The following is a 22,289-nucleotide window of genomic DNA, read 5'->3' as shown; positions in this document are numbered from 1 at the left end:
GCCGTCCCCTTCTCCGGGGCCGTCCGGGCGGCGCCGGGCCGCAGCGCGGCGGAGGCCCGGAACGGACACGGCTAGGACAGCCCGCTGGTTCCCGCCAGGATGGGCTGGTCCACCAGCCTCGACAGCACCAGGGTGCTCTTGGTCCGCACCACGAAGGGCTCGGCGCCGATGCGCTCGATGACCTCCTCCAGGTGGTGGGTGTCGCGGGCGCGGACCTGGACCACGGCGTCGGCCTCGCCGGTCACCGTGCAGGCCGACGTGATCTCGGCGTACCCGGCCAGCCCGTTGCGGATCTCGCCCGGGGACGTGCGCGCCCGGCAGTACAGCTCGATGTAGGCCTCGGTGGTCCAGCCGATCGCCTGGGGTTCGACGACCACGGTGAAGCCGCGCACGGCGCCGGACTCGATCAGCCGGTCCACGCGGCGCTTGACCGCCGAGGGGCTCAACCCGACCTCGCCGCCGATCTCGGCGAAGCTCATCCGCGCGTCCGCGCCGAGTATCGCGATGATCCGCTCGTCGACACGATCCAGACGCATTGTGCCCCTTATGTCCCCGTCTGACCTCACCAGGGCACATGCTACCGGGGCGGTACCCCATGGGGTCCGTGTCGCTTCCGCATGTCACGTTCGGTAACGGAGACAATGCCTCTTGACATCAGGACGCGCAGGGGGAGAACGCGAGTGCGACGACGAATCCGGGCCACCGTCACCGCCGGGGCCCTACTGGCCTCGCTCGTGGGCGTCCCCGTACCCGCCCTGGCGGAATCCGCCCGGCCCGAGACACGCGTCGACCGCACGGGGCTCGACTGGGGTCCGTGCAAGGACCTCGAACCCCGCGGCGACGAGGTCCTGGAGTGCGCCACCCTGACCGTCCCGCTCGTGCGCACCGCGGGCGGCGACCGGGTACCCGGCGCGGACGAGACCGTCGAACTCGCGCTCTCCCGCGTCCGCGCCACCGGCACCACGCGGCACACCCTGATCGTCAACCCCGGCGGCCCCGGCAGCGGAGCCCGCCGGTGGGCCTCCATGACCCACGGGCGCATGCCCGAGGAGCTGCGCGAGGTGTACGACGTGGTCGCCTTCGACCCGCGCGGCGTCGGCGCCTCCACCCCCGCCATCACCTGCGACCCCGACTACTTCAGTCCGGTCCGCCCGGACACCGTGCCCGCCGACGGGGCCGAGGAGGCCGCGCTGCGCGCCGACGCCCAGGCCTACGCCCGCGCCTGCGCCGAGAACACCGGACGCCTCCTTTCCCACACCCGCACCGAGGACACCGCCCACGACATGGACGCCGTCCGCCGTGCGCTGGGCGAGGACCGGATCGACTACCTCGGCTACTCCTACGGCAGCTACCTGGGCACCGTCTACTCCTCGCTCTACCCGAACCGGGTCCGCTCGCTCGTGCTCGACAGCGTCGTCGACCCCGACAACCCCTGGTACGAGAGCAACCACGTCCAGAGCCGCGCCCTCCAGCGCGCGGCACAGCACTTCTTCGACTGGGCCGCCCGCCACCACGCCACCTACCGCCTGGGCCGGACCGGCGACGAGGTCGCCGAGGCCTACTACCGGCTACGCTCCGAGCTGCGCGCCGACCCGATCGAGGCCACCGTCGGCCCCACCGAGCTGGAGACCGCCGCCCTCGTGGTCGCCTACGCCGACTCCACCTGGCCCGGCGTGGCCCGGGCGCTGTCCGCCCGGATCAACGAGGGCGACTCCACCGGGCTGCTCACCCTCCACCGGACCTACGGCGACCACGCCGACAACGACCGCAGCTACGGCGGCTACCTCGCGGTCCAGTGCACCGACGCGCACTGGCCCACCGACTGGTCCGCCTGGCGCACCGACGCCCGCCTGGCGCACGAGGAGGCGCCCTTCGTCGGCTGGCACAACGCCTGGTACAACGCGCCGTGCCTGGACTGGGACGCCGACTCCGGCGACTGGTTCCAGGTCGGCGACGCGCCCCACGAACACCGCGCCTTCGACGGCCCGGCCCTCATCGTGCACGCGTCCGGGGACGGAGCCACCCCCGTCGAGGGAGCCCACGCCCTGCGCGACCGGCTGCCCGGTTCGGTCCTGGTCATGGAGGAGGGCGGCCACACGCACGGTGTCGCCTTCACCGGGAACCTGTGCGTCGACGAGCTCGTCGCCGCCTACCTGCTGCGCGGAACCCTGCCCGCCCGGAGGCCGAGCGGCCCCGACGTCGCCTGCGAGCGCCGGCCCGAGCCGCGCCCGAGCTCCCGCCGCGAGGACCTCAGGGCGGCGGCGGAGGGGGTCGCCGCGGTCATCGCCGATCTCCCCGGCGACCCCGGGTAACCCGTCGAATAGTCTGTAACCGGCGCGAACTGGATCGGGTCGAATCCTCCGGCGGCCACCGGGGGCCGACTGGACGATGGGGGAGAAAGCGATGCTTCGGACCTCGCCGGTACGGATCCTCGGAGAGCGTGACCGGGCGGCCGTCCGCGCGCTCCTGGACACCGACCCCGTGGGCAACGTCTTCGTCGCGTCGCGCCTGATGACGACCGGGATCTCCGCGCGCCTCAGCGGGACCGAGGTGTGGGGCCACGTCGAGGACGGGCGCCTCACCGCCCTGTGCTACTCCGGCGCCAACCTGGTCCCGGTCAACGCCGGACCCGCCGCGATCCGCAGCTTCGCCGACCACGCCCGCTGGCGCGGGCGCCGGTGCTCCTCGATCGTCGGGCCCGTCGGCGCGGTGCGGGACTTCTGGGAGCTGGTCACCCCCGCGTGGGGGCCCGCCCGCGTCATCCGCGCCAGCCAGCCCGTCCTGGAGACCGACGCCCCCTCCGCCGTGCCAGCCGACCCGCAGGTGCGCCGGGTACGGCCGTCGGAGCTGAACACCCTGGTCCCGGCCTGCGTGGCCATGTTCACCGAGGAGGTCGGCGTGCCGCCGGACTCCGGCGACGGCGGCGCCCTGTACCGGGCGCGCATCGAGGAGTTGGTGCGCACCGGCCGGGCGTTCGCGCGGATCGAGGACGGCCGGGTGGTGTTCAAGGCCGAGATCGGCGCGGTCACGCCGCACGCCTGCCAGGTCCAGGGCGTGTGGGTCCACCCGGACCTGCGCGGCCGCGGCCACTCCACGTCGGGCATGGCGGCGGTCGTCCGGTACGCCCTCGCCGAGATCGCGCCGCGCGTCACGCTCTACGTCAACGACTTCAACACCCCGGCCCGTGCGGCCTACCGCCGCGTCGGCTTCCGCCAGGTCGGCGAGGTCATGTCGGTGCTGTTCTGAGGGGGAGGGCGGACCGGGGCGCGGCGCGGACCCGCCCCCTCAGACAGCCGGACCCTGGTCCGCGGCCGTCGCGAAGGACGGCTGGAAGTCCGGGGTGTCGGCGATGAGCGCACGCGTGTACGCGTGCCGGGGGTCGGCCATCACCTGGCCGACCGGCCCGTACTCGACGATCCGGCCCTGGTTCAGCACCGCCACCCGCTGGGCGATGTTGGACACCAGCGCGATGTTGTGCGTGACGAACAGCAGGGCCATCCCCGCGTCCTGGAGGTCGCGCAGCAGCGTCACGATCTCCGCCTGCACCGACACGTCCAGCGCCGAGGTGATCTCGTCGCACACCATCAGGTCGGGCCTCGTCGCCACCGCGCGCGCGATGCACACGCGCTGACGCTCGCCTCCGCTGAGCTGCTCCGGGAACCGGTCGGCGTAGGCGGCGGGCAGTGCCGCGCGCTCCAGGGCCTCGGCCACCACGCGGTCCGGGTCGTCCGGGCGACCGGCCAGGTGCCGGTAGGGGCCCAGGATCTGGTCCCGTACGCGCTTGCGCGGATTCAGCGCCTCGTACGGGTTCTGGAACACGTACTGCACGCGGCGCCGCTGCTCGGCGGTGCGCCGGTAGCCGCTGCGCGCCAGCGGTGCGCCGTCGAAGAGCACCTCGCCGGTGAACTGGTGGTGCAGCCCGGCCACCGACCGCGAGAGCGTGGTCTTGCCGGAGCCGGACTCGCCGAGCAGGGCCACGCACTCGCCACGGGAGACCGACACGTCGATCCCCTCCAGGACCCGGGTCCGCCCGTACCCGGCCGCCAGCCCGGACACCCGCAGCAGCGGCGGCTCCTGCGACTCCTCGGCGGCCTCGTGCCCCTCCGTGCGCAGCAGGGGAACGGCCGACAGCAGCCGTCGGGTGTACTCGTGCCGGGGAGCGGCCATCACCTCGCCGGTGCGTCCGCGCTCGACCAGCCGTCCGCGGTACATCACCGCGATCTCGTCGGCCAGGTCGGCGACCACGGCCATGTCGTGGCTGATGTAGACCCCGGCGGTCCCGTACTCGCGGGTCATCCGCCGGATGGTCTCCAGCACGTGCGCCTGCGTGGTGACGTCCAGGCCCGTGGTCGGCTCGTCCAGGACGATCACGTCCGGGCGGCCGATGAACGCCATCGCGATCGCCACCCGCTGCTGCTGCCCTCCGGACAGCTGGTGCGGGTAGCGGCGCAGGAACCGGTCGTCGTCGGGCAGCGCCACCTCGCGCAGCACCTCGCGGACCCGCTCCAGCACCGCCGCGCGGGGCAGGGCGGCGTCGTGCAGGGCCTCGCCCAACTGCGTCCGCAGCCGCAGCGCCGGGTTGAGCGCCGAGGCCGGGGACTGCGGGATGTAGGCCACCGCCCGCCCGCGCAACCGGCGGACGCCCTTCTCCGACAGGGAGGCCAGGTCCTGACCGTCGACCGCCACGTGGCCGCGGGCGATCGCGGTCGCCCGCTTGCAGTGCGCCAGCAGGGACAGCCCGAGCGTGGTCTTGCCCGAGCCGGACTCGCCGACCAGGCCGAGGATCTCGCCCCGCCGCACGCTGACCGACACGTCGGAGATGATCTCCACCCGCGACGGACGGCCGATCACGGTCAGGCCGTCGACCTCCAGAACGGTGTGTTCGCTTCGCGTCACTTCGCGACCCCCCGGTCGATGCCGATGGCCGCGCGCGACAGCCCGTCGGTGATGAGGTTGGCGCCGATGGTCAGGACCGCGATCGCGGCCACCGGCAGGGCCACCGGCCACGGCTGCACGGCCATGCCCTGGCGCGTCTCGTTGATCATGAGTCCCCAGTCGGCCGTCGGCGGCTGGAGGCCCATGCCCAGGAAGCCCAGGACCGCGACCACGCCGATCGAGTAGGTCAGCCGCAGGCCCAGCTCCACCAGGAGCGGGCTGGTGACGTTCGGGAGGATCTCGACGGCCATGATCCGCCAGCGGGGCAGGCCGATCGCCTCCGCCGCCTTGACGAAGTCCTGCTCGATCACCGCGCGGGTCGCCTCGCGGATCACACGCGCCACGCGGGGCACGTGGGACACGGCGATGACCGCGACGATCAGCCACACCTTCGGGCCGATGATCGACATCACCAGCAGCGCGGCGATCAGCTGGGGGAAGGCCAGCAGGACGTCGTTGAACCGCATGAGCACGTCGTCCAGCCACCCGCGCCGGTATCCGGCGACGATGCCGACCACCGTGCCGACGGCCACACCGATCCCGGCGGCCGAGACGGCGAGCAGCAGCAGCGTCCACCCGCCCCACAGGAACCGGGTCAGCACGTCGCGGCCGAGGTTGTCGGTGCCGAACACGGCCCCGTCCACGTCCGTCTGGTACGGCAGGCCGACGAACTCGGTCGGCGTGTACGGGGCGGCGAACGGGCCGAGCACGGCGACCAGGACGACGATCCCGGTCAGGACCGCGCCCGCCTTCGTCCGGCCGAAGCCCCACGCGGTCCGCAGCAGCCCGGGTCCGCGCCTGGCCGCCGTCGCGACCTTCCCGGCCCCGGGTTCCGTCGTCGGTGCGCTCATCGCGTCGTCACCTTCCCCTTCCCGGCCTTCGGGGCCCCGCGGCGGGCCGAGACCCGGACCTTCGGGTTGGCCGCCAGACCGATCACGTCGGCGAGCAGGTTGACCAGGATGTAGATCCCGGCGATGAGCAGGACCACGGCCTGGATCAGCGGAACGTCGCGGTTGGCGATCGCGTCCATGAGGACCTTGCCGATCCCCGGGATGTTGAACAGGAACTCCACGGCCACGACACCGCCCGCCAGCCACGCCAGTTGGAGCGCGATCACCTGCGCCACCGGGCCGATCGCGTTGGGCGCGGCGTGGCGCCACAGCACGACCCGCTCGTCCAGCCCCTTGAGCCGCGCCTGCTGCACGTACTCGCTCTCCAGGACCTCGATCATCGTCGCGCGCATCATGCGGACGATCGGCGGAGCCACCGCCAGCGCGAGGGTCAGCGCGGGCAGGACCCACTGGTCGGGCCCGCCCGTGCGCGAGTACACCGACGCGAACAGGTCGAGTCCGCCCGGGCCCAGGACGAGGATCAGCAGGATGCCGACCACGAACTCGGGCACGGAGGCCAGCACCAGCGTCCCCAGGGACGCGGTGTGGTCGAAGCCCCGGTCCCGGCGCAGCGCGCTGAACGCGCCGACGACGAGCGAGACCGGCGTCGCGACCAGGGCCGCCAACCCCATGAGGGTCAGCGAGTTCCCGAGCGGCGACTCCAGGAAGCCGGCGACGGGCTGGCGGTTGGAGAAGGAGGTGCCCAGGTCCCCCTGGAGGAGGCCCTGGAGCCACTGCGTGTACTGCACCGCCACGGGCTGGTGCAGGTTGAGCTGGTCGCGCAGCGCCTCCAGGCGCTCCGGCGTGGCGTCGCGGCCCAGGATCAGCTGGGCGGCGTCGCCCGGCAGTGCCTGTGTGGCCGCGAAGACCACGACGGACACCGCCCAGAGCGTCAGCGCGCCGAAGAGGAGGCGGACGGCGATGAGTCGAGTCATGGTGTGCTTTCGGTGGCGGTCTCGGCTGTGGGGTCCCGCTGAACCGCTACTGCTCCATCCACATCTCGTGGAAGGAGTAGGAACCCAGCGGGTGGCCGGAGACGGCGGGCGCCAGGCCGTTCAGGCGGCTGGAGTGGGCGTCGAGCAGGTTCACGAAGCCCCACACGATGTAGCCGCCCTCCTCGTACTCGATCCGCTGCGCCTGCCGGATGAGCCCGTTGCGCTCGTCCGCGTCGGGGGTCTGGCGCGCCCGCTCGACGAGCTCGACCCACTCCTCGTCCTCGCCCCACATGGTCTCGTTGTAGGGGGCGCCCACGACGGAGCCCTGCGCGGTCTGCGTGATGTAGTTGCGCGCGCTCCAGAAGTCCTGGCCGAAGGCGTAGGGGAAGCCCTCCTCCGGGTTCCAGTAGTCGCTGGCGTTGACGCGGCGCAGGTTCACGGTGACCCCGGCCTCGCGCGCCTGCTCCTGGAACACCTCGGCGGCGGCCACCACCCCGGCGCTGATGTCACCGGTGACCAGCTCGACCTCCAGGCCGTCCTCGTGCCCGGCCTCGGCGAGCAGGCGCCGGGCCTCGGCGAGGTCCTGGTCGCGCTGGTCGAAGTCCTCGGGGTAGGACGGGTCCATACGGGCGTACATGTCGTTGCCGATCTGCCCGTACCCGGCCAGCGCCTGGTCGACCATCTGCTGGCGGTCGACGATGAGGCGGAAGGCCTGGCGGACCCGGACGTCGTCGAAGGGCGCCTGGTCCACGCGCATGGTGAACGGCAGCCACATGCCGGTCTCGGACTCCATGATCTCCATCTCGGGGTTGCCCTCGATGACGGCGACCTGGGCGTGCGGCACCTGGCTGATGACGTCGACGGTTCCGCTGCTCAGGGCGTTGACGCGCGCGTCGTCCTCGGGGAAGTCCCGGATCTCCAGCTGGTCGACGTAGGGCAGGCCCTCGACGTGGTAGCCCTCGTGCCGCTCGAACAGGCTGTACTCGCCGACGACGAACTCCGCGTAGCGGAACGGGCCGCAGCCGACGGGGTTGTCCGGGTCGTAGCCCTCGGGGACGACGCAGTTGTAGTACTCGGCGAGCGCCTCGGGCAGGGTCACCAGCGGCTCGTCGACGTGGATGACCAGCGTGCGCTCGTCGACGACCTCCAGGGCCTCGGGGTCGACGCCGGGCATGTCGCCCGCGCCGCGCATGGGGTTGTCCGGGTCGAGGATGCGGCGCAGGGAGAAGGCCACGGAGTCGGCGGTGACGGGGGAGCCGTCGTGGAAGGTCAGCCCCTCCCTGAGCACGACCGTCCACGCCGTGGCGTCGTCGTTGGGCTCCAGCGACTCGGCCAGGTCCGTCTCGATGGCGCCGTCCCTGGTGTACTTCACCAGGGTGGCGTAGAGGGCGTGGTTGCGCGCGATGTCGACGTTGTCGGTGGGATCGTGCGCGTCCAGCGTGTCGCTCGCTCCGCCGCCGGCGACGCCGACCCGCAGGAGTCCGCCCCGCTGGGGCTCGCCGCCTCCGGTCGAGCCGTCGGACTCCGAGTCCCCGCCGCACGCGGCCAAGACCGGCGCGACGGCCGCGCCGGCGGCGGAGGCCTTGAGCAGGGAGCGTCGGGTGGGGGCGTGCGTGCGGGCGGGCGTGGGTTCTTCGGACAGCGGCGACACGGGACACCTCGTGTGGGGTACGGGATCTTCGACCGGACGGCACAGCGGCCTGGGGGAGGTGCCCGAGCAGGGGCGGGGCCTGGGCGTACTGGCTGGTATCGGTCCGGGCTTCGATCCTTGTGTCACCCCCGGGAGGCGTCAAACGTCGGTGATCCCGCGAGGCGGGCACACGGCACGGCGTCGGAGGGCGCCGGCGGCGCGGGGGCGCGGCGGCGCCGCAAAGCCTGGGTGGCCTGCCGTTTCGGGGCGGTCCCCGCGGGCGCCACACGCGGTCGTGTGCGCATGCCGCCCACGGGGCGTTCGGGGTCCGCGCCACGCCCAGGTTGTGCCCCAATCGATGTCGGGGGGAAGTGAAACCGTGGTGTTTAACAGGCTATTTGTCCATTTTGTCCGTTTCTTGTGCGGGGCGCCTGACTCCGAGCGCCTCCGGTCCCATGACGAAGCCGGGGTCGATCTGGGCCGCCAACTCCGCCGCGTCGGCGCGGCCCCGGCCGTAGCGCAGGTGGAACTCGGCCGACTGCCGCGTGAACCGCGCCCAGTCCTTGCGGGTCGCGTCGACCATGTCCCGCAGCCGCCCGAGCGTCTTGACGTTCTCCTCCTCCAGGTCCGCCAGCTCCGGGTGGCGGCCCTTCTCCATCGACCGCACGAACCCCGAGTGCGACATCCACGCCGCGAGCGCGTCGCCGACGTGCTCGCGCAGGAACGCGACGTCCTCCTCGTCGCGCACCTTGTTGCCGACCACGCGGATCTCGACGTCGTGGTCGCGCGCGTAGTCGGCGTACTGCCGGTACACGCCCACGCCGCGCAGGGTCGGCTCGGCCACCAGGAAGGTCATGTCGAAGCGGGTGAACAGCCCGGAGGAGAAGGAGTCGGCGCCCGCGGTCATGTCCACGACCACGTACTCGCCGGGCCCGTCGACCAGGTGGTTGAGGTACATCTCGGCCATGCCGACCTTGGAGTGGTAGCAGGCGACGCCGAGGTCCTCCTCGGAGTAGGGGCCGGTGACCATGAGCGTCGCGCCGTGGGCGGGGGCTCCGAACCGGGCGTGCACCGGGTTCTCGCCGGTCACCGTCAGCAGGCGCGACCCCCGGCCGGGAGGCGTCGTCTTGATCATCGCCTCCGCCGAGGCGATCCGCGGGTTCTCCCCGCGCAGGATCTCCTTGATCTCGGCCGGGTGCGCGCCCAGCGCGGGGAGGCGGTCCAGGTGGCGTTCGGGTACGCCGAGCGCCGCGCCCAGGTGCTGGTTGATGTCGGCGTCGACCGCCACGACCGGGACCCGCTGCGCGGCGAGGTGGCGGGTGAAGAGCGCGGAGAGCGTGGTCTTGCCGCTGCCGCCCTTGCCCGCGAACGCGATCTTCATGGTGTCCTCCGCGTCGGGTGCGGACCGGAGGGCGCTCCGTCCGCACGGTGGAGGGTCGCGTCACGACCCCACGATTGATAACGATGATCGTTCCCGAATCGGGTCCCTGTCAGGCGAACGGCCGCATCCGTCCCGCATTGCCTACGTGTTACACGTCACATGGGTGCTTCTGGGTTCTCCGCTGTTTCCTTTGTCCTCACGGGGGAGGACACGAGACGGCGTTTTGTGGCCGATCCGCGACGGCGGGACGCCGGGTGTGCTGTTCTGGACCAAGCCCACCCTTGTCTAAGGTGAGTGCAGGCTGCGCGACCCGCGCGCCGTCGCGGGTGATTGGAGTGACCGGATGGCTGAGGCGAGGCAACTCCGGGAACACGTACCCGCGGAGATCCCGGAGGACACCGCGCCCACACCGCCGGTCGCGTCGACGATCGAGCTCGGAGACCTGCCCGGTGACGCCACCGACAACACCGTCTGGAGCTGCGCGGGCAACCTCACGGCCGTCCGCTCCATCCGGGCGCGCGTACGCGGGTTCCTCTCCGGGAAGGGCCATGGCGAGGGCGCCCTGGACGACGCCGAACTCGCCGTCAGCGAACTCGCCACCAACGCGCTCCTGCACTCGCGCTCGGGCCAGACCGGCGGGGTGATGACGCTGTTCCTGCGTTCGGGCACGGGACGGCTGCGGGTCGCCGTCGCCGACCAGGGCGAGCGCGACGGCGTCGACGGGCACTCGCGCGAGGACGGCGAGGACTACGGGCGCGGTCGCCTCATCGTCGACAGCTGCGCCAGCCGCAGCGGTGAGTACTGGAGCGGGGCCACCCACGTGGCGTGGTTCGAGATCGACGACCCCGGCGCGGCGTGCGCTGAGTAGGCCCGCTCTCGGGGGTTCCCGTGCGGTCGCCGGACCGCGCGGGAGGCGTCCCCTAGTACATCGAATCGGCGTGCGGGTGGGCCACCCGCGCCGGTTCGGGGGCGCAGCGGACCGTCACCCGCCGTCCCTCCGGCACGGCTGAGTCCTCCCCGGCCACGACGCACGCTCCGGTCCAGAGCGCGAGCGCCACCAGTGCCACCCGCGTGGGCTCGTCGCCGCTCTCGTCCACGGCGACCACGTCGTCGGAGGTCAGGTCCAGCCGTCCCCGCAGGTCGCAGAAGCGCGCCATCAGGTCGCTGTGCGGGTAGAGCGTGGCCAGGACGCCGTCGCTGGTGCGCTCGTAGCCCAGGATGCCGTTGTCGAAGAGTCCGCGCGTGGGGTTGTAGCCGCTGCCGTCCGGGCTGGGCTGGAGGAGGTCGTCGAAGGGGGTCGTCCCGAGTGCGTCCCCGAAGGCGATCACCTGGCGCACCCGCGAGCGCTCGGCCAGCTCCAGAGCGGTCTGGGCCAGGTCGGCGGTGACCAGGAGCAGCCGTGTGTCGGTCTCGGCGAGGATGGCGCTCTGGGTGTCCAGGTCGGAGGCGGTCACCAGCGGCAGGGCGCGACCGCCGACGGACATCACGGTGTAGGTGGCCAGGAAGCGCTCGGGTGAGACGGGGGCCAGCACCCCCACGACGTCGCCGAAACACATGCCCCGGCGGCTCAGTCCCGCGGCCGCCCGTTCCACGGTGGCGGCGAAGGACAGCGCGTCCACCCTGCCGCTCCGCCCGCGGATCGTGCCGCCCCGCGCGGGGCGCAGCCGCAGCCGCTCGCACAGTCCCCCCGTGAGAGAACCGATCGGGTCGTCCCTACGTGGCAGTTGGTGTCCCGGCCGTCCGGCTCCCGCAGTCAGTGCTACCCCCATGCGTACCCCCAGTCGTCCCAGGCGGCGGTGGTTCGGCTATCCGGGCTCGTCACGCCCCCTCCACGTGGCGAGCCCGGCCCACCGTGCCGGGCGGTCGGCGCGGATCCCCTCCCCTGGGAGCGCCTCGTCCTGGCACGGTTCTCCACCGACCTCGGGTGGTGTTGGGCCCGAGGTCCCATGGCTGGAAGCCTAGCGCGTTCACGGCCAGATGCACATGCATGTTGCGATGCAGATGCATATGTAGATTGAACGCGTGCTCCCGCGGCGCGGCCGGGAGGCGGTCGGGCCGACATGGCCAGGGTACTCAGCCCGACGTGCCGTGCCGCTCGATCCAGGCGGTGATCTGGGTACGGGAGTGGAAGCCCATCTTCCGGTTGATGTTGGCGACGTGCCGGGCGGCCGTCGACGGCGTGATGAAAAGCGTCCGGGCGATCTCCGGGTTGCTCTTCCCCGTGCTCACCAGGCGCGCGATCTCCAACTCCCGCCTGGTCAGCCGCTGCTGCGGGCTGGTCGACTCCGGCGAGGGCGCGGCTGCGGCCTCCGCCCGCTTCGCCCGCGTCCCTCCCCGCCGCCCGCCCGACGGGCGCCGCGGCGGAGGCCGGCGACCCTCCTCCGACAGGCGCTCCGCCTCCCGGACGGCCTCGGCCAGGTCCAGCACCCGCCCCTGCTCCCACCACCCGACCAGCTGGCGCCGCCGGCGGCGGACCCGCTCCTGGTCCGCGAACGGCCACGGCGCCGGGTGCGTCGGCAGTCCCAGCCGGCTCCGGACCTCCATGGCCGCGCCCGCCAGACGGCAGGCCGACTCGCGCTGGTTGCGGGCGAACGCGACCCGCGCGAGCGCGGTCAGGGTGCGCGCGGCCTCCGCCCGCTGCCCGGTGGAGTGGCTCAGTCCGAGGCCCTCGCTCAGGTAGTCGTAGGCCTGCTCGATGCGCCCCTGCGCGTGGGCGACGCGCCCGATGCCGGACATGCAGCGGGCCTCCTCGGCGACCGCCCCGATCAGCCGCTGGGTGTCCAGGGCCTCCCGGTAGCAGCGGTCGGCGGTCATGAGGTCGCCGTTGGCCTCCGCCGCGCCCGCCTGGCCGATGAGGATGACGCCGACCCCCCAGCGGTGGTCGATCCCGCGCAGCAGGGTCAGCGCCGCGTTGTAGTGGTGGTCCGCGCTCGGGTAGTCGCCCTGCTGCGCGACGAGGGCGGCCCGCGTGCCCAGGGCGATCGCCTCACCCCACAGGTCGCCGGCGTCCCGGCACAGCCGCAGGGCCTCCTCCACCCGCACCGCGGCGCGGTCCCCGGCCCGGGTGCGCACCTCCACCAGCGCGAGGAGGTTGAGGCACGTGCGCACGAACGCGTCGTCGCCCGCGTCGCGGCACAGCCGCAGCCCTTCCTCGCCCAGGGCCAGGGCACGGTCGTGGTCACGCCGCACCCGCGCGAGCTGGGCCCGCCCGACCAGGGCCCGGGCCCGTGAGGGAGCCTTGGCGGCGTCCTCCAGCCCGAGCAGCAGATCCATCCAGTGCGCGCCCTCGGAGTAGCACTGGTGGCTGACCCAGTGGGCGACCAGGCTCACGCACAGCCGCAGGCCCGGTTCGGCGGCCCCGTGCTCGTGCGCCCAGCGCAGCACCGAGCGCAGCGTCGAGAACTCCGCGATCACCCGCTGGCGCCCCGAGTCCCGCTCGGTCCAGGGCATCGCCTGGCTCGACTCCAACCGCCGCCCCAGGTCCTCCACCAGCCGCAGCATCCGCGCGAACAGCCGTTCCTGGAAGCGCTCGGCCTCGCCGCGGGCGGCCAGCCGCTCCCGGGCGAACCCGCGCACCGCCTCGGGCAGCCGGTAGCGCACCCGCCCCTCGAACTCACCGGTCACCGTGATGAGCGACCGGTTGAGCAGAGAGGTCAGCAGGTCGAGGATCTCGGTCTCCGGCAGCTCCTCGTCGGCGCACACCTGCTCGGCGAGCTCCAGGTCCCACCCGCGGAACACCGACAGGCGGCACAGCAGCAGGCGCTGCCGCTCGGTCAGGTTGGCGTACACGAAGCCCAGCACCAGCGGCAGCACCTCGCTGCGCGCCACCGCCTGACCCGGGCCCGGGCGCACGTCCGGCGACGCCAGGTGGGCGCGCAGACCCTCGGCGAGGGCGTCGGGCCCGGTCCCGGGGGCGCTCGCGCCGAGCACCTCGATCCCGAGCGGAACCCCTCCGGCCAGGTCGCACAGCACCGCCACCGACTCCAGCTCCGGGGGCGAGACGGTGAAGCGCGGGTCGCGGGCGCGGGCCCGGTCCAGGAACAGGCGGACGGCCTCGGCTCCGGCGGGGTCCGGCGGCGGGGCGTTGCGCGGGGCCACGGGCAGCGCCATCGGCGGTACCCGCCACACCGTGCCGCCGCTCAGCCGGATCGGAACCCGGCTGGTGAGCAGTACCGTCACCGCCGGACACTCCGTGAGCAGGACCTCGCCCACCTCCGTGACCACGTCGGCGATGTGTTCGCACGCGTCCAGGATCAGCAGGAGGCGGCGCGAGCGCAGCGCCTCGACCACCGTCGTCGACATCGGCTGCCCTGGCTCCTCCACCACGCCCACCGCGTTCGCGACGCGCGCGTGGACCTCCAGGGCCGTGCCCGCGTCGGTGAGGTCGGCGATCCACACTCCGTCGGGGAAGGAGACGGTGGACTGCTCCGCGACCCGCAGCGCCAGCCGGGTCTTGCCGAGACCGTCGGACCCGCACAGGGTGACGGAGCGGCTGGATCCCAGCAGTCGGAGCAGGTCGCTCAGATCCCGCTCACGGCCCACGAAGCCGGTTCCCGGCCGAGGGAGGTTGTGCCGCGCGGGCGCGGTCAGAGGTGCCATGGCCTTCACATGTAGGGGCGGTCGGGGAAGGTCTTCACCAGTGCGGAGGAAAGGGGGCGGGATCGAACACGTAGGGAGGTGGGACGTGGTACTTGGGGTTTCTGGTTTAGCGCGTGCACGCGCACTGTGCAAGTGCTTCCGGACAACACGCCGACCCTCATCCGGAGTCCGTCGCGGAAGTCCAGCCGGTCAACTGCGTCCTCGACGAAATCGAGAGTTTTCTGAAGATGTTCGCGACATGGCGGGCGGCGGTGGCCTGACTGATGGTCAGCCGATCGGCGATCTCCCGGTTGGACAGGCCCTGTCCGACCAGTTCGGCGATCTCGCGCTCCCGGGGGGTCAGGGACTCCGGACCGGTGACGCGGCCTGGGGCCCGGGGGAAGGCCAGGGCGCGGTCCCGGACCTGTTCCAGGGGGAGGGGCCGCCACGCGTTCCACGCCTCGGCGGCCCGTGCGCCGCCCACCCGCCGCTCCACCGCCGACCTCAGCCGCACGGTCTCGGCCGACGGCCGCCCCAGCGACGTCCTCAGGTCCGAGGCCACGCCCGCCAGGGCCGCCGCGCGTTCGGCCTCCCGTTCCGCCAGCGCCAGCTCCGCCAACGCCTCCAGGGCGCGGGCGACCGCGATCCGCTGGCCGGACGTGAAGCTCAGCCGCAGGCAGGTGGACAGGGGATCGCGCGCCTCCAGGACGTCGCCGTCGTTGAGCAGGAGCCTGCCCAGGGTGCGGGCACAGCGGGCGGCCGCCGGGGCGGCCTCCAACTCGCAGAAGACCGCCAGCGCCTCCGACAGCAGCTCCCGCGCGCGTTCGTGGTCGCCCTCCTCGGCCGCGATCGAGCCCAGGCCGTGCAGGCTGCGCGCCGCGCTCCACCGGTCGCCCAGACCCTCAGCGACCTCCATGCTGTGCTCCAGGTGCCGGACGGCCTCCTCGGTGTCGCCGCGGCGGCGGGCCAGCTGGGCCAGCACACCCAGCGTGCTCCCGTCGGTGATCGGGTCGCCGACGCTCCGGGCCCACTCCCGGGCCCGGTCGGCGTGCCTCCGCCCCTCGTCGAGCGCACCCGTGCGCAGGGCGAGCGCGGCCAGGGTGGTCAGCGCCGAGGCGGCCGCGCCCGGCTCACGGCAGGCCCGCGCGGCCTCCAGCGCGCACTGGGCCAGCGCGGTGACGCGCGGCGCGGGGTCCAGGTCCAGGCGCAGCTCGGCGTGGAGCGCCAGGGCGCGGGTGCGCAGGACGGGCGACTGCCGGTCCGGGTCGGTGTCCAGGACGCTCTCCAGGGCGCGGCTCCCCTCGGCGGCCAGGTCCCGGACCAGCCAGTAGGGGCGCAGCGCCACGCACACCCGGAGGGCGTCGTCCACGCGGCCGCGCGAGAGCGCCCACTGGGTGACCCGCGCGTGGTTGTCGCGGTGGTGGTCGAGGAGACGCAGCTGTCCCAAGCGTTCCTCCCAGGTCAACGGCTTGGCGACGCCCGCGGAGATCTGCTCCAGGCGCTGGACGCTGAAGCGGAGGTAGCGTTCCCAGCGCTCGTCCTCGCCGCCCTCCTCCGCCAGGCGCTCGGCGGCGTAGGCGCGGACGGTCTCGGTGAGGCGGTAGTGCGTGGTGCCGTCGATCTCGGCGTCCATCACCACGAGCGACTTGTCCACGAGCGAGAAGTGCAGCGGCAGGATGTCCGCCGGTTCGACGCCGTCGCCGGAGCAGACCTCCTCGGCGGCCTCCAGGTACCACGTGGTGAACACCGACAGCCGGTGCAGCAGGCGGCGTTCGGACTCCGACAGCAGGTCGTGGCTCCACTCCAGGACCGCGCGCAGGGTGCGCTGGCGGGCGGGGAGGTCGTCGGAGCCGTCGCTGGTGAGCAGGCGGAAGCGGTCGTCCAGGCGGCGCAGGATCTGCTGGACGGACAGCACGCGCACGCGGGCCGCCGCCAGTTCGATCGCCAGCGGCATGCCGTCGAGCATCCGGCAGATCTCCGCGACGTAGCCGGAGTTCTCACGGGTCATCTCGAAACCGGAGCGTGCGGCGTGGGCTCGGGTGACGAACAGGCGCACCGATTCGTAGCGCTGGGTGTCGCGGCGGGGGATGGGCGCGGGGTCGGCGGCGTAGGGGTCGGTGGGCGTCGGCCGGGCGGGGAGGGAGAGCGGCGGAACCCGCCAGATGTTCTCCTCCGGCACGTGCAGGGGCTGGCGGCTCGTGGCCAGGATGCGCACCCGCGGGCAGTCCCGCAGGACGGCCTGGCACAGTTCGGCCATCGGCCCGACGGCGTGCTCGCAGGTGTCCAGGAGCAGCAGCAGGTTCTGGGTGCGCAGAGCGGTGATGATCGCCTCCGACACCGTACGGGCGTCGTCCTCGACGGCCTGGAGGCCGCTGGCGACCGTGCGCAGCGCCTGGTCGTGGGTGGAGGCCTCGCTCAGGTCGATGAAGCGCACGCCGTCGGGGAACCGGCGGAGCACGCGCTCGGCGAGGTGGAGGGCGAGCCGCGTCTTTCCGATGCCGCCGGTCCCGGTGAGCGTGACCATCCTGGCGGTCCCGAGAAGGCGGCCCAGGTCGACGATGTCGCGCTCACGTCCGACGAACCGGATGAACTCGCCAGCGGACAGGGGCAGGTTGTGGCGGGGATGAGACATGGCCTCGATTACTTGGACACCGAATCGGCCCGCGCCGCGCACGCCTGGCGGGCGCGGCGGAACGGAGAACAGCCTGCCCCCAGTCTCGCACCGACCGGCCGGGGCTGTCTCGCGAATGGCCGGTTCCGGCACGAGCGGCCAGAAACCGCCCATGCCGGAACCGGTTACTGCGCGGCGTCGGCGGGACGCCAGGTCGCCGGGTCGGCCGGGCCCTGCTCGCCGTTGGCCATGTCCTTGACCTCGTGGACCCCGTCCGCGCCGAAGGGCGGGAACCAGACGAAGGGGACGCCCTTCTTCGACGCGTACTGGATCTGCTTGCCGACCTTGGCCGTGGAGTGGAACACCTCGGTGTTGAACCCGCGCCCGCGCAGCAGCGCCCCGGTGCGCAGGGCCTCCGCGCGCTGTTCGGCGCTCGGCACCACCACCATGACGTCGGTCGGGCAGACCCGGCCCCCCCGGATCCGCCCCTCGGCCACGAGCTTGGCGAAGATGCGGGTCAGACCGATGGAGATGCCCACCCCGGGCAGGCGGCGGCGGATGAACTGGCCCGCCAGGTCCTCGTAGCGACCGCCCGCGCAGATGCTGCCGTAACCGGGGTCGTCGTCGAAGGACGCCTCGTAGACCGTCCCGGTGTAGTAGTCCAGCCCGCGGGCGATGGACAGGTCGGCGACCACGCTGCCCTCGGGCAGGTCGGACAGTTCGTCCAGGACGAAGGTGAGCTCCCGCAGACCCTCGGAGAGCAGCTCGGAGGCGACGCCGAGCGCCTCGACCTTCCCGGCGACGTCCGCGCCGCTCCCGCGCACGCGGGCCAGGGCCAGGCACGCCTCGGCCTGCTCGTCGTTCAGGCCCTCGGCGAGGAGGATGCCGCGCACGCCGTCGTCGCCGATCTTGTGCAGCTTGTCCACCGCGCGGATGACCACGACGGGGTCCTTGACGCCCAGGCCCTCGTAGAAGCCCTGGAGGACCTTGCGGTTGTTGACGTTGAGCGTCCAGGCGGGCAGGTCGAGGCCGCTGAGCACCTCGTACGCGATGCGCGGCAGCTCGGCGTCGAAGTGCAGCGGGACGGAGTCCACGTTGATGACGTCGATGTCGCACTGGGTGAACTCGCGGTACCGGCCCTCCTGGGGGCGCTCACCGCGCCAGACGCGCTGCATCTGGTAGCGCTTGAACGGGAAGGTCAGCTCGTTGAAGTGCTGGGCGACGTACCGCGCCGTCGGCACGGTGAGGTCGAAGTGCAGCCCGAGTCTGGCGTCGGAGTCGTCCCTGGCGTCGGCCTGGAGCCGCTGGAGGGTGTAGACCTCCTGGGAGGTCTCGCCCTTGGCGAGCAGGACGTCCAGGTTCTCCACCGAGGGGGTCTCCACGGACGCGAAGCCGTAGGACTCGAACCCGGCCCGGATATGGTCCAGCCAGCGCTGCTCCACGGCCCGGACCTCGGGGGTCCACTCGGGGAAACCGCTGATGGGAGTGGGGCGGACGACGCGCTGCTCGGACATGTGGGGTTCTCGGCTCCCTTGGGAGAGGTCGACGGTCGGGTCCGTGCCCCGTCGCTCCCGCGCTCCGACGTGCGGCTCGTCCGCGGGAAGGGGCTGCGTCCATCCTACGGCCAACCGGGCACGCGGAACCGGTCGTCCGCGGCGGCGGCACGGGAGGGGAGAGCCCGCCGACCCACGTGGACGGATGTGGGCCGACGGGTTCCGCGGACGTCTGCCTCGGGCCGCCGACCGCCCCCGACACCGAAGAGCGAGGCGTCGGTGCGCGGACGAACGCCCGGGGGCGCCGCCGGGGGCGCCCGCTCCGGCCGCCTGCTCGTGCCAGGAGTCCTGACGGCCGTGTTCCGGCGGGTGCCCTGCCCTCCACCGTAGACTCCGCCGCCGGTCGCGGACAGGGATCGGCGCGGCCGAAAGCGGCCGAATACGGCCGCTCACAAAGTCGTAAAGTCGGTCCACGCGGGTACGGATCCGTGCTTTGCTGGTCACGGTGCGTCCGTGCTCGCGGACACCCCGCCACGTGCCGCCTCCCCCGGACCCGTGGCCCCTCGACGTGGCCGGGCGCCGTCACCCCTGCGCGGACCGGGGGTGGGTGTCGCGTCACACTGCGCGGAATCGCCTTCACGGAAGGCGATCCGGTGTTAGGTTCCAGGGGCGGTGCCCCTCGCGGTGGTTCGGACCCGGGGGCGTCGCGCCCCTCAAGCCCGGGTCGTGCCAACCGTCCGTGGTGCGCGCCCGGCACTCTCCGCTAGGACTAACTGTGATCCATCCAGCCAACAGCTCGAAGCACGCCCAGGCACCGACCGAACTCTCCACGAAGATCATCGTGGCCGGCGGCTTCGGGGCCGGCAAGACCACGTTCGTCGGCGCGGTCTCGGAGATCCCCCCGGTCCGCACCGAGGCCGCGGTGACCGAGGCCAGCGTCGGGGTCGACGACCTCTCCCACACACCGGACAAGACCAGCACGACGGTCGCGATGGACTTCGGCCGGATCTCCCTGGAGACCGACCTGACGCTGTTCCTGTTCGGCACGCCCGGACAGCAGCGCTTCTGGTTCATGTGGGACGACCTGGTCCGGGGCGCCCTCGGGGCCGTCATCCTGGCCGACACGCGCCGCCTGGAGGACACCTTCCAGGCGCTGGACTACTTCGAACGGCAGTACCGCCTCCCGTTCGTCGTCGCCGTCAACGACTTCGACCCCGAGGCCGCCTACACCGCGGCCGAACTGCGCGACGCCCTCGACCTGACCCCCGACGTGCCGATCGTCCGCTGCGACGCGCGCGACCGCCAGTCCGTCGTCGGGGTCCTGGTCACCCTCGTCAAGCACGCCATGGCCCTGGAAGCGCGCCAGCGCCCGCACCGGCAGCTCGCCTGAGCGCGTCCGCGTGTCGGCCCGTCGTCGACACGCGGACGGGACACGGGGCGCCCGACGGGAACCCGGGGGGTTGTGCTCGGCGTTACCCTGGCGTGGTGTTCGGACGAATGGCGGAAAGCGTCCGCCGCCTCCTGGGCAAGCCAGGCGCGGTGGATCTGCGGCCCTATACCAAGCTCCTGCCGGCGATCGAGGCCGAGGAGGACGGTCTGCGTGAGCTCAGCGACACCGAGCTGACGGACCGCGCCATCGACCTCGGGAACGCCGAGCTTCCCTACGAACGCGGCGACCTCGTGTCGTTGTGCGCCGTCGGCCGCGAGGCCGCCCGGCGAACCCTGGACGAGCGCCCCTTCGACTCGCAGCTGCTGGGCGTCATGGCCCTGCTCGACGGGCACGTCGCCGAGATGGCCACGGGTGAGGGCAAGACCCTCGCCGGTGCGCTCGCCGCGGCCGGGTTCGCGCTGCGCGGCAAGCGGGTGCACGTCCTCAGCGTCAACGACTACCTCGCCCGCCGCGACGCCGAGTGGATGCGGCCGCTCTACGACATGCTCGGCGTGACCGTGGGGTGGATCAACGAGGAGTCCTCCTCCGACGGCCGCCGCGCCGCCTACGCCAGCGACGTCACCTACGTGGCCGTGAGCGAGCTGGGCTTCGACGTCCTGCGCGACCGCATGGTCACCGACATCGACGACCGCGTGGTGCCCGAGCCGTCCGTGGCGATCGTCGACGAGGCCGACTCCGTGCTCGTCGACGAGGCCCGCGTGCCGCTCGTCCTGGCCGGCGCCGCCGAGGCGGTCGCCGCCGACGTCGAGATGGCCGACGTCGTCCACGCTCTCAAGCCGCGCCTGCACTACGAGATCGACGGCGAGGGGCGCAACGTCCAGCTCACCGACGCGGGCATCGACGCCGTGGAGAAGGCCCTGGGCGGCGTCGACCTGTACTCGGAGGACGACACCTCCGTCCTGCCGCAGGTCAACCTGGCCCTGCACGCCCACGTGCTGCTCCAGCGCGACGTCCACTACGTCGTGCGCGACGGCGAGGTGCGGCTGATCAACGAGTCGCGCGGCCGCATCGCCCTGCTCCAGCGCTGGCCGGACGGCCTCCAGGCCGCCGTCGAGGCCAAGGAGAAGGTCGCGCTCAGCGAGACCGGCGAGGTCCTCGACTCCATCACCGTGCAGTCGCTCGTGCTGCGCTACCCCGTGCGCGCCGGGATGACCGGCACGGCCATGGCCGTGGCCGAACAGCTGCGCGAGTTCTACGAGCTCGAGGTCGCGGTCATCCCCGACAACAAGCCGTGCGTGCGCGAGGACCACGGCACGCGCCTGTACGCCACGCGTGAGGAGAAGGAGGACGCCCTCATCGCGAAGGTCGAGGACGTCCACGGGACCGGCCGCCCGATCCTCATCGGCACCCAGGACGTCGCCGAGTCCGAACTCCTGGCCGAGCGGTTGCGCAGGGCCGGGCTGGAGTGCGTGGTCCTCAACGCCAAGAACGACGCCGACGAGGCCGCGATCATCGCCGAGGCCGGCACCCACGGCGCGATCACGGTGTCCACGCAGATGGCCGGGCGCGGCACCGACATCCGCCTCGGCGGCAGCGACATGTCCGACCGCGACCGCGTGGTCAAGGCGGGCGGTCTGTACGTCATGGGCTTCGGCCGCTACCCCTCCAGCCGCCTGGACGGGCAGCTTCGGGGACGCGCGGGCCGCCAGGGCGACCCCGGCGACTCGATCTTCTTCGTCAGCATGGACGACGACCTGCTGGTCAACCACGCTTCGGAGACCTCCGGCTACCGGACGACGGACGACGGCGAGATCACCGACAGCGGCTGGCTGGCCATGGTCGACCACGCGCAGCGGGTCGCCGAGGGGCAGCTGCTGGAGGTGCACCGCAACACGTGGCGGTACAACCAGCTCATCGACGTCCAGCGCGACGTCGTGCTGGAGCACCGCGAGAAGGTGCTGACCGGGGACGAGGGCGTCCGGCACATCAGGGCGGACCGCCCCGACCGCCACAGGGAGCTGACCGAGGAGCTGGACGACGAGACCGTGGCCGGGGCGGCGCGCCTGATCACCCTGTACCACCTGGACCGGGGCTGGACCGACCACAACGCGTTCCTGGCGGAGCTGCGCGAGGGCATCCACCTGCGTTTCCTCGGCCGCCGCGACCCCCTGGACGAGTTCAACCGGGAGGCGGTGCCGGTCTTCAAGGGCTTCCTCGACGAGGCGCGGGCGCGCGCCGCGGAGAGCTTCGAGGAGCTGGAGGTGCGCGACGGTGAGCTGGACGTCAGCGAGGTGGGCGTCAAGCGCCCGTCGATGACGTGGACGTACATGGTGCACGACCACCCGTTCAGCTCGGCGCTGGAGACGCTGGTGGGCCGTCTGAAGGGCGGAAGGGGCACCGCCGAGCGCGGTTGAGAGGCGCGTCACATCTTCCGTTTCGGTGCGCG

15 protein-coding genes are annotated in these 22,289 nt (G+C 72.8%); 5 read left to right on the top strand and 10 right to left on the bottom strand.

Features of this window, described 5'->3' with window-relative positions:
• Nucleotides 1-71 precede the first annotated feature (71 nt).
• On the bottom strand, nt 72-536 hold the full coding sequence (locus ACIBFB_RS00680) for an Lrp/AsnC family transcriptional regulator (protein ID WP_358569688.1): 465 nt from the start codon (nt 534-536) through the stop codon (nt 72-74).
• Nucleotides 537-680: 144 nt separating this feature from the next.
• Here ACIBFB_RS00680 and ACIBFB_RS00675 point away from each other — a divergent pair, with 144 nt between their 5' ends.
• Together ACIBFB_RS00675 and ACIBFB_RS00670 are read left to right on the top strand one after the other, a co-directional pair.
• On the top strand, nt 681-2,312 hold the full coding sequence (locus ACIBFB_RS00675) for an alpha/beta hydrolase (RefSeq protein ID WP_397224661.1): 1,632 nt from the start codon (nt 681-683) through the stop codon (nt 2,310-2,312).
• Between the two features lie 91 nt (nt 2,313-2,403).
• Complete coding sequence (locus tag ACIBFB_RS00670) at nt 2,404-3,246, top strand: GNAT family N-acetyltransferase (protein ID WP_397224659.1); 843 nt, start codon at nt 2,404-2,406, stop codon at nt 3,244-3,246.
• Nucleotides 3,247-3,285: 39 nt separating this feature from the next.
• Here ACIBFB_RS00670 and ACIBFB_RS00665 read toward each other — a convergent pair whose 3' ends face one another.
• From ACIBFB_RS00665 to ACIBFB_RS00645, 5 genes are all read right to left on the bottom strand, one after another.
• On the bottom strand, nt 3,286-4,896 hold the full coding sequence (locus tag ACIBFB_RS00665; RefSeq protein WP_397224657.1) for an ABC transporter ATP-binding protein: 1,611 nt from the start codon (nt 4,894-4,896) through the stop codon (nt 3,286-3,288).
• The gene (locus ACIBFB_RS00660) at nt 4,893-5,786 is read right to left on the bottom strand and encodes an ABC transporter permease (protein WP_397224655.1); all 894 of its coding nucleotides are present in this window, start codon (nt 5,784-5,786) and stop codon (nt 4,893-4,895) included. The genes ACIBFB_RS00665 and ACIBFB_RS00660 overlap by 4 nt, the downstream gene beginning before the upstream one ends.
• Nucleotides 5,783-6,760 (bottom strand): ABC transporter permease, encoded by a 978-nt coding sequence (locus ACIBFB_RS00655; RefSeq protein ID WP_397224653.1) that lies wholly within the window; start codon nt 6,758-6,760, stop codon nt 5,783-5,785. The genes ACIBFB_RS00660 and ACIBFB_RS00655 overlap by 4 nt, the downstream gene beginning before the upstream one ends.
• A 46-nt stretch (nt 6,761-6,806) precedes the next feature.
• The gene (locus ACIBFB_RS00650) at nt 6,807-8,411 is read right to left on the bottom strand and encodes an ABC transporter substrate-binding protein (RefSeq protein WP_397224651.1); all 1,605 of its coding nucleotides are present in this window, start codon (nt 8,409-8,411) and stop codon (nt 6,807-6,809) included.
• A gap of 373 nt (nt 8,412-8,784) precedes the next feature.
• Nucleotides 8,785-9,771 (bottom strand): ATP-binding protein, encoded by a 987-nt coding sequence (locus ACIBFB_RS00645; RefSeq protein WP_397224649.1) that lies wholly within the window; start codon nt 9,769-9,771, stop codon nt 8,785-8,787.
• A 343-nt stretch (nt 9,772-10,114) separates the two neighbouring features.
• Here ACIBFB_RS00645 and ACIBFB_RS00640 point away from each other — a divergent pair, with 343 nt between their 5' ends.
• Nucleotides 10,115-10,639 (top strand): ATP-binding protein, encoded by a 525-nt coding sequence (locus tag ACIBFB_RS00640; protein WP_397224647.1) that lies wholly within the window; start codon nt 10,115-10,117, stop codon nt 10,637-10,639.
• A gap of 52 nt (nt 10,640-10,691) precedes the next feature.
• On the opposite strand, the gene ACIBFB_RS00635 is transcribed toward ACIBFB_RS00640, so the two are convergent.
• The 4 genes from ACIBFB_RS00635 to hisS all read right to left on the bottom strand — a co-directional run bounded on the left by ACIBFB_RS00635 (nt 10,692) and on the right by hisS (nt 18,474).
• Nucleotides 10,692-11,540, bottom strand: a complete 849-nt coding sequence (locus tag ACIBFB_RS00635; RefSeq protein ID WP_397224645.1) for an AMP-binding protein — start codon at nt 11,538-11,540, stop codon at nt 10,692-10,694.
• Between the two features lie 304 nt (nt 11,541-11,844).
• Nucleotides 11,845-14,361 (bottom strand): LuxR C-terminal-related transcriptional regulator, encoded by a 2,517-nt coding sequence (locus tag ACIBFB_RS00630; RefSeq protein WP_397225403.1) that lies wholly within the window; start codon nt 14,359-14,361, stop codon nt 11,845-11,847.
• Nucleotides 14,362-14,527: 166 nt separating this feature from the next.
• Nucleotides 14,528-16,981 carry an ATP-binding protein gene (locus ACIBFB_RS00625; protein ID WP_397224643.1) on the bottom strand — a complete coding sequence of 818 codons (2,454 nt, stop codon included), beginning with the start codon at nt 16,979-16,981 and terminating at the stop codon, nt 14,528-14,530.
• 164 nt (nt 16,982-17,145) lie between these two features.
• Entirely contained in the window at nt 17,146-18,474 is a 1,329-nt protein-coding gene (gene hisS, locus ACIBFB_RS00620; protein ID WP_397224641.1) for a histidine--tRNA ligase, read from the bottom strand.
• A 754-nt stretch (nt 18,475-19,228) separates the two neighbouring features.
• Between hisS and ACIBFB_RS00615 the strand changes: the two genes are divergently transcribed.
• Nucleotides 19,229-19,843: a GTP-binding protein gene (locus tag ACIBFB_RS00615; RefSeq protein WP_397224639.1), complete on the top strand. Its 615-nt coding sequence runs from the start codon at nt 19,229-19,231 to the stop codon at nt 19,841-19,843.
• A gap of 107 nt (nt 19,844-19,950) precedes the next feature.
• The gene (gene secA2 / locus ACIBFB_RS00610; protein WP_397225401.1) at nt 19,951-22,257 is read left to right on the top strand and encodes an accessory Sec system translocase SecA2; all 2,307 of its coding nucleotides are present in this window, start codon (nt 19,951-19,953) and stop codon (nt 22,255-22,257) included.
• The last annotated feature ends 32 nt before the right edge of the window (nt 22,258-22,289 follow it).

The organism is Nocardiopsis sp. NPDC050513, assembly GCF_044457925.1.
In the GTDB taxonomy this organism is placed as follows: Bacteria; Actinomycetota; Actinomycetes; order Streptosporangiales; family Streptosporangiaceae; genus Nocardiopsis.
Note: the sequence above shows the minus strand (reverse complement) of the source record. Positions and strands in the feature narration are given on the sequence as shown.

Excerpts from the sequence above, each read along its gene's own strand:
- ACIBFB_RS00625 (WP_397224643.1), bottom strand. The coding sequence starts at position 16,981 with ATGTCTCATCCCCGCCACAACCTGCCCCTGTCCGCTGGCGAGTTCATC.
- hisS (WP_397224641.1), bottom strand. The coding sequence starts at position 18,474 with ATGTCCGAGCAGCGCGTCGTCCGCCCCACTCCCATCAGCGGTTTCCCC.
- ACIBFB_RS00645 (WP_397224649.1), bottom strand. The coding sequence starts at position 9,771 with ATGAAGATCGCGTTCGCGGGCAAGGGCGGCAGCGGCAAGACCACGCTC.
- ACIBFB_RS00635 (WP_397224645.1), bottom strand. The coding sequence starts at position 11,540 with ATGGGGGTAGCACTGACTGCGGGAGCCGGACGGCCGGGACACCAACTG.
- ACIBFB_RS00680 (WP_358569688.1), bottom strand. The coding sequence starts at position 536 with ATGCGTCTGGATCGTGTCGACGAGCGGATCATCGCGATACTCGGCGCG.
- ACIBFB_RS00670 (WP_397224659.1), top strand. The coding sequence starts at position 2,404 with ATGCTTCGGACCTCGCCGGTACGGATCCTCGGAGAGCGTGACCGGGCG.
- ACIBFB_RS00660 (WP_397224655.1), bottom strand. The coding sequence starts at position 5,786 with ATGAGCGCACCGACGACGGAACCCGGGGCCGGGAAGGTCGCGACGGCG.
- ACIBFB_RS00655 (WP_397224653.1), bottom strand. The coding sequence starts at position 6,760 with ATGACTCGACTCATCGCCGTCCGCCTCCTCTTCGGCGCGCTGACGCTC.
- ACIBFB_RS00640 (WP_397224647.1), top strand. The coding sequence starts at position 10,115 with ATGGCTGAGGCGAGGCAACTCCGGGAACACGTACCCGCGGAGATCCCG.
- secA2 (WP_397225401.1), top strand. The coding sequence starts at position 19,951 with ATGGCGGAAAGCGTCCGCCGCCTCCTGGGCAAGCCAGGCGCGGTGGAT.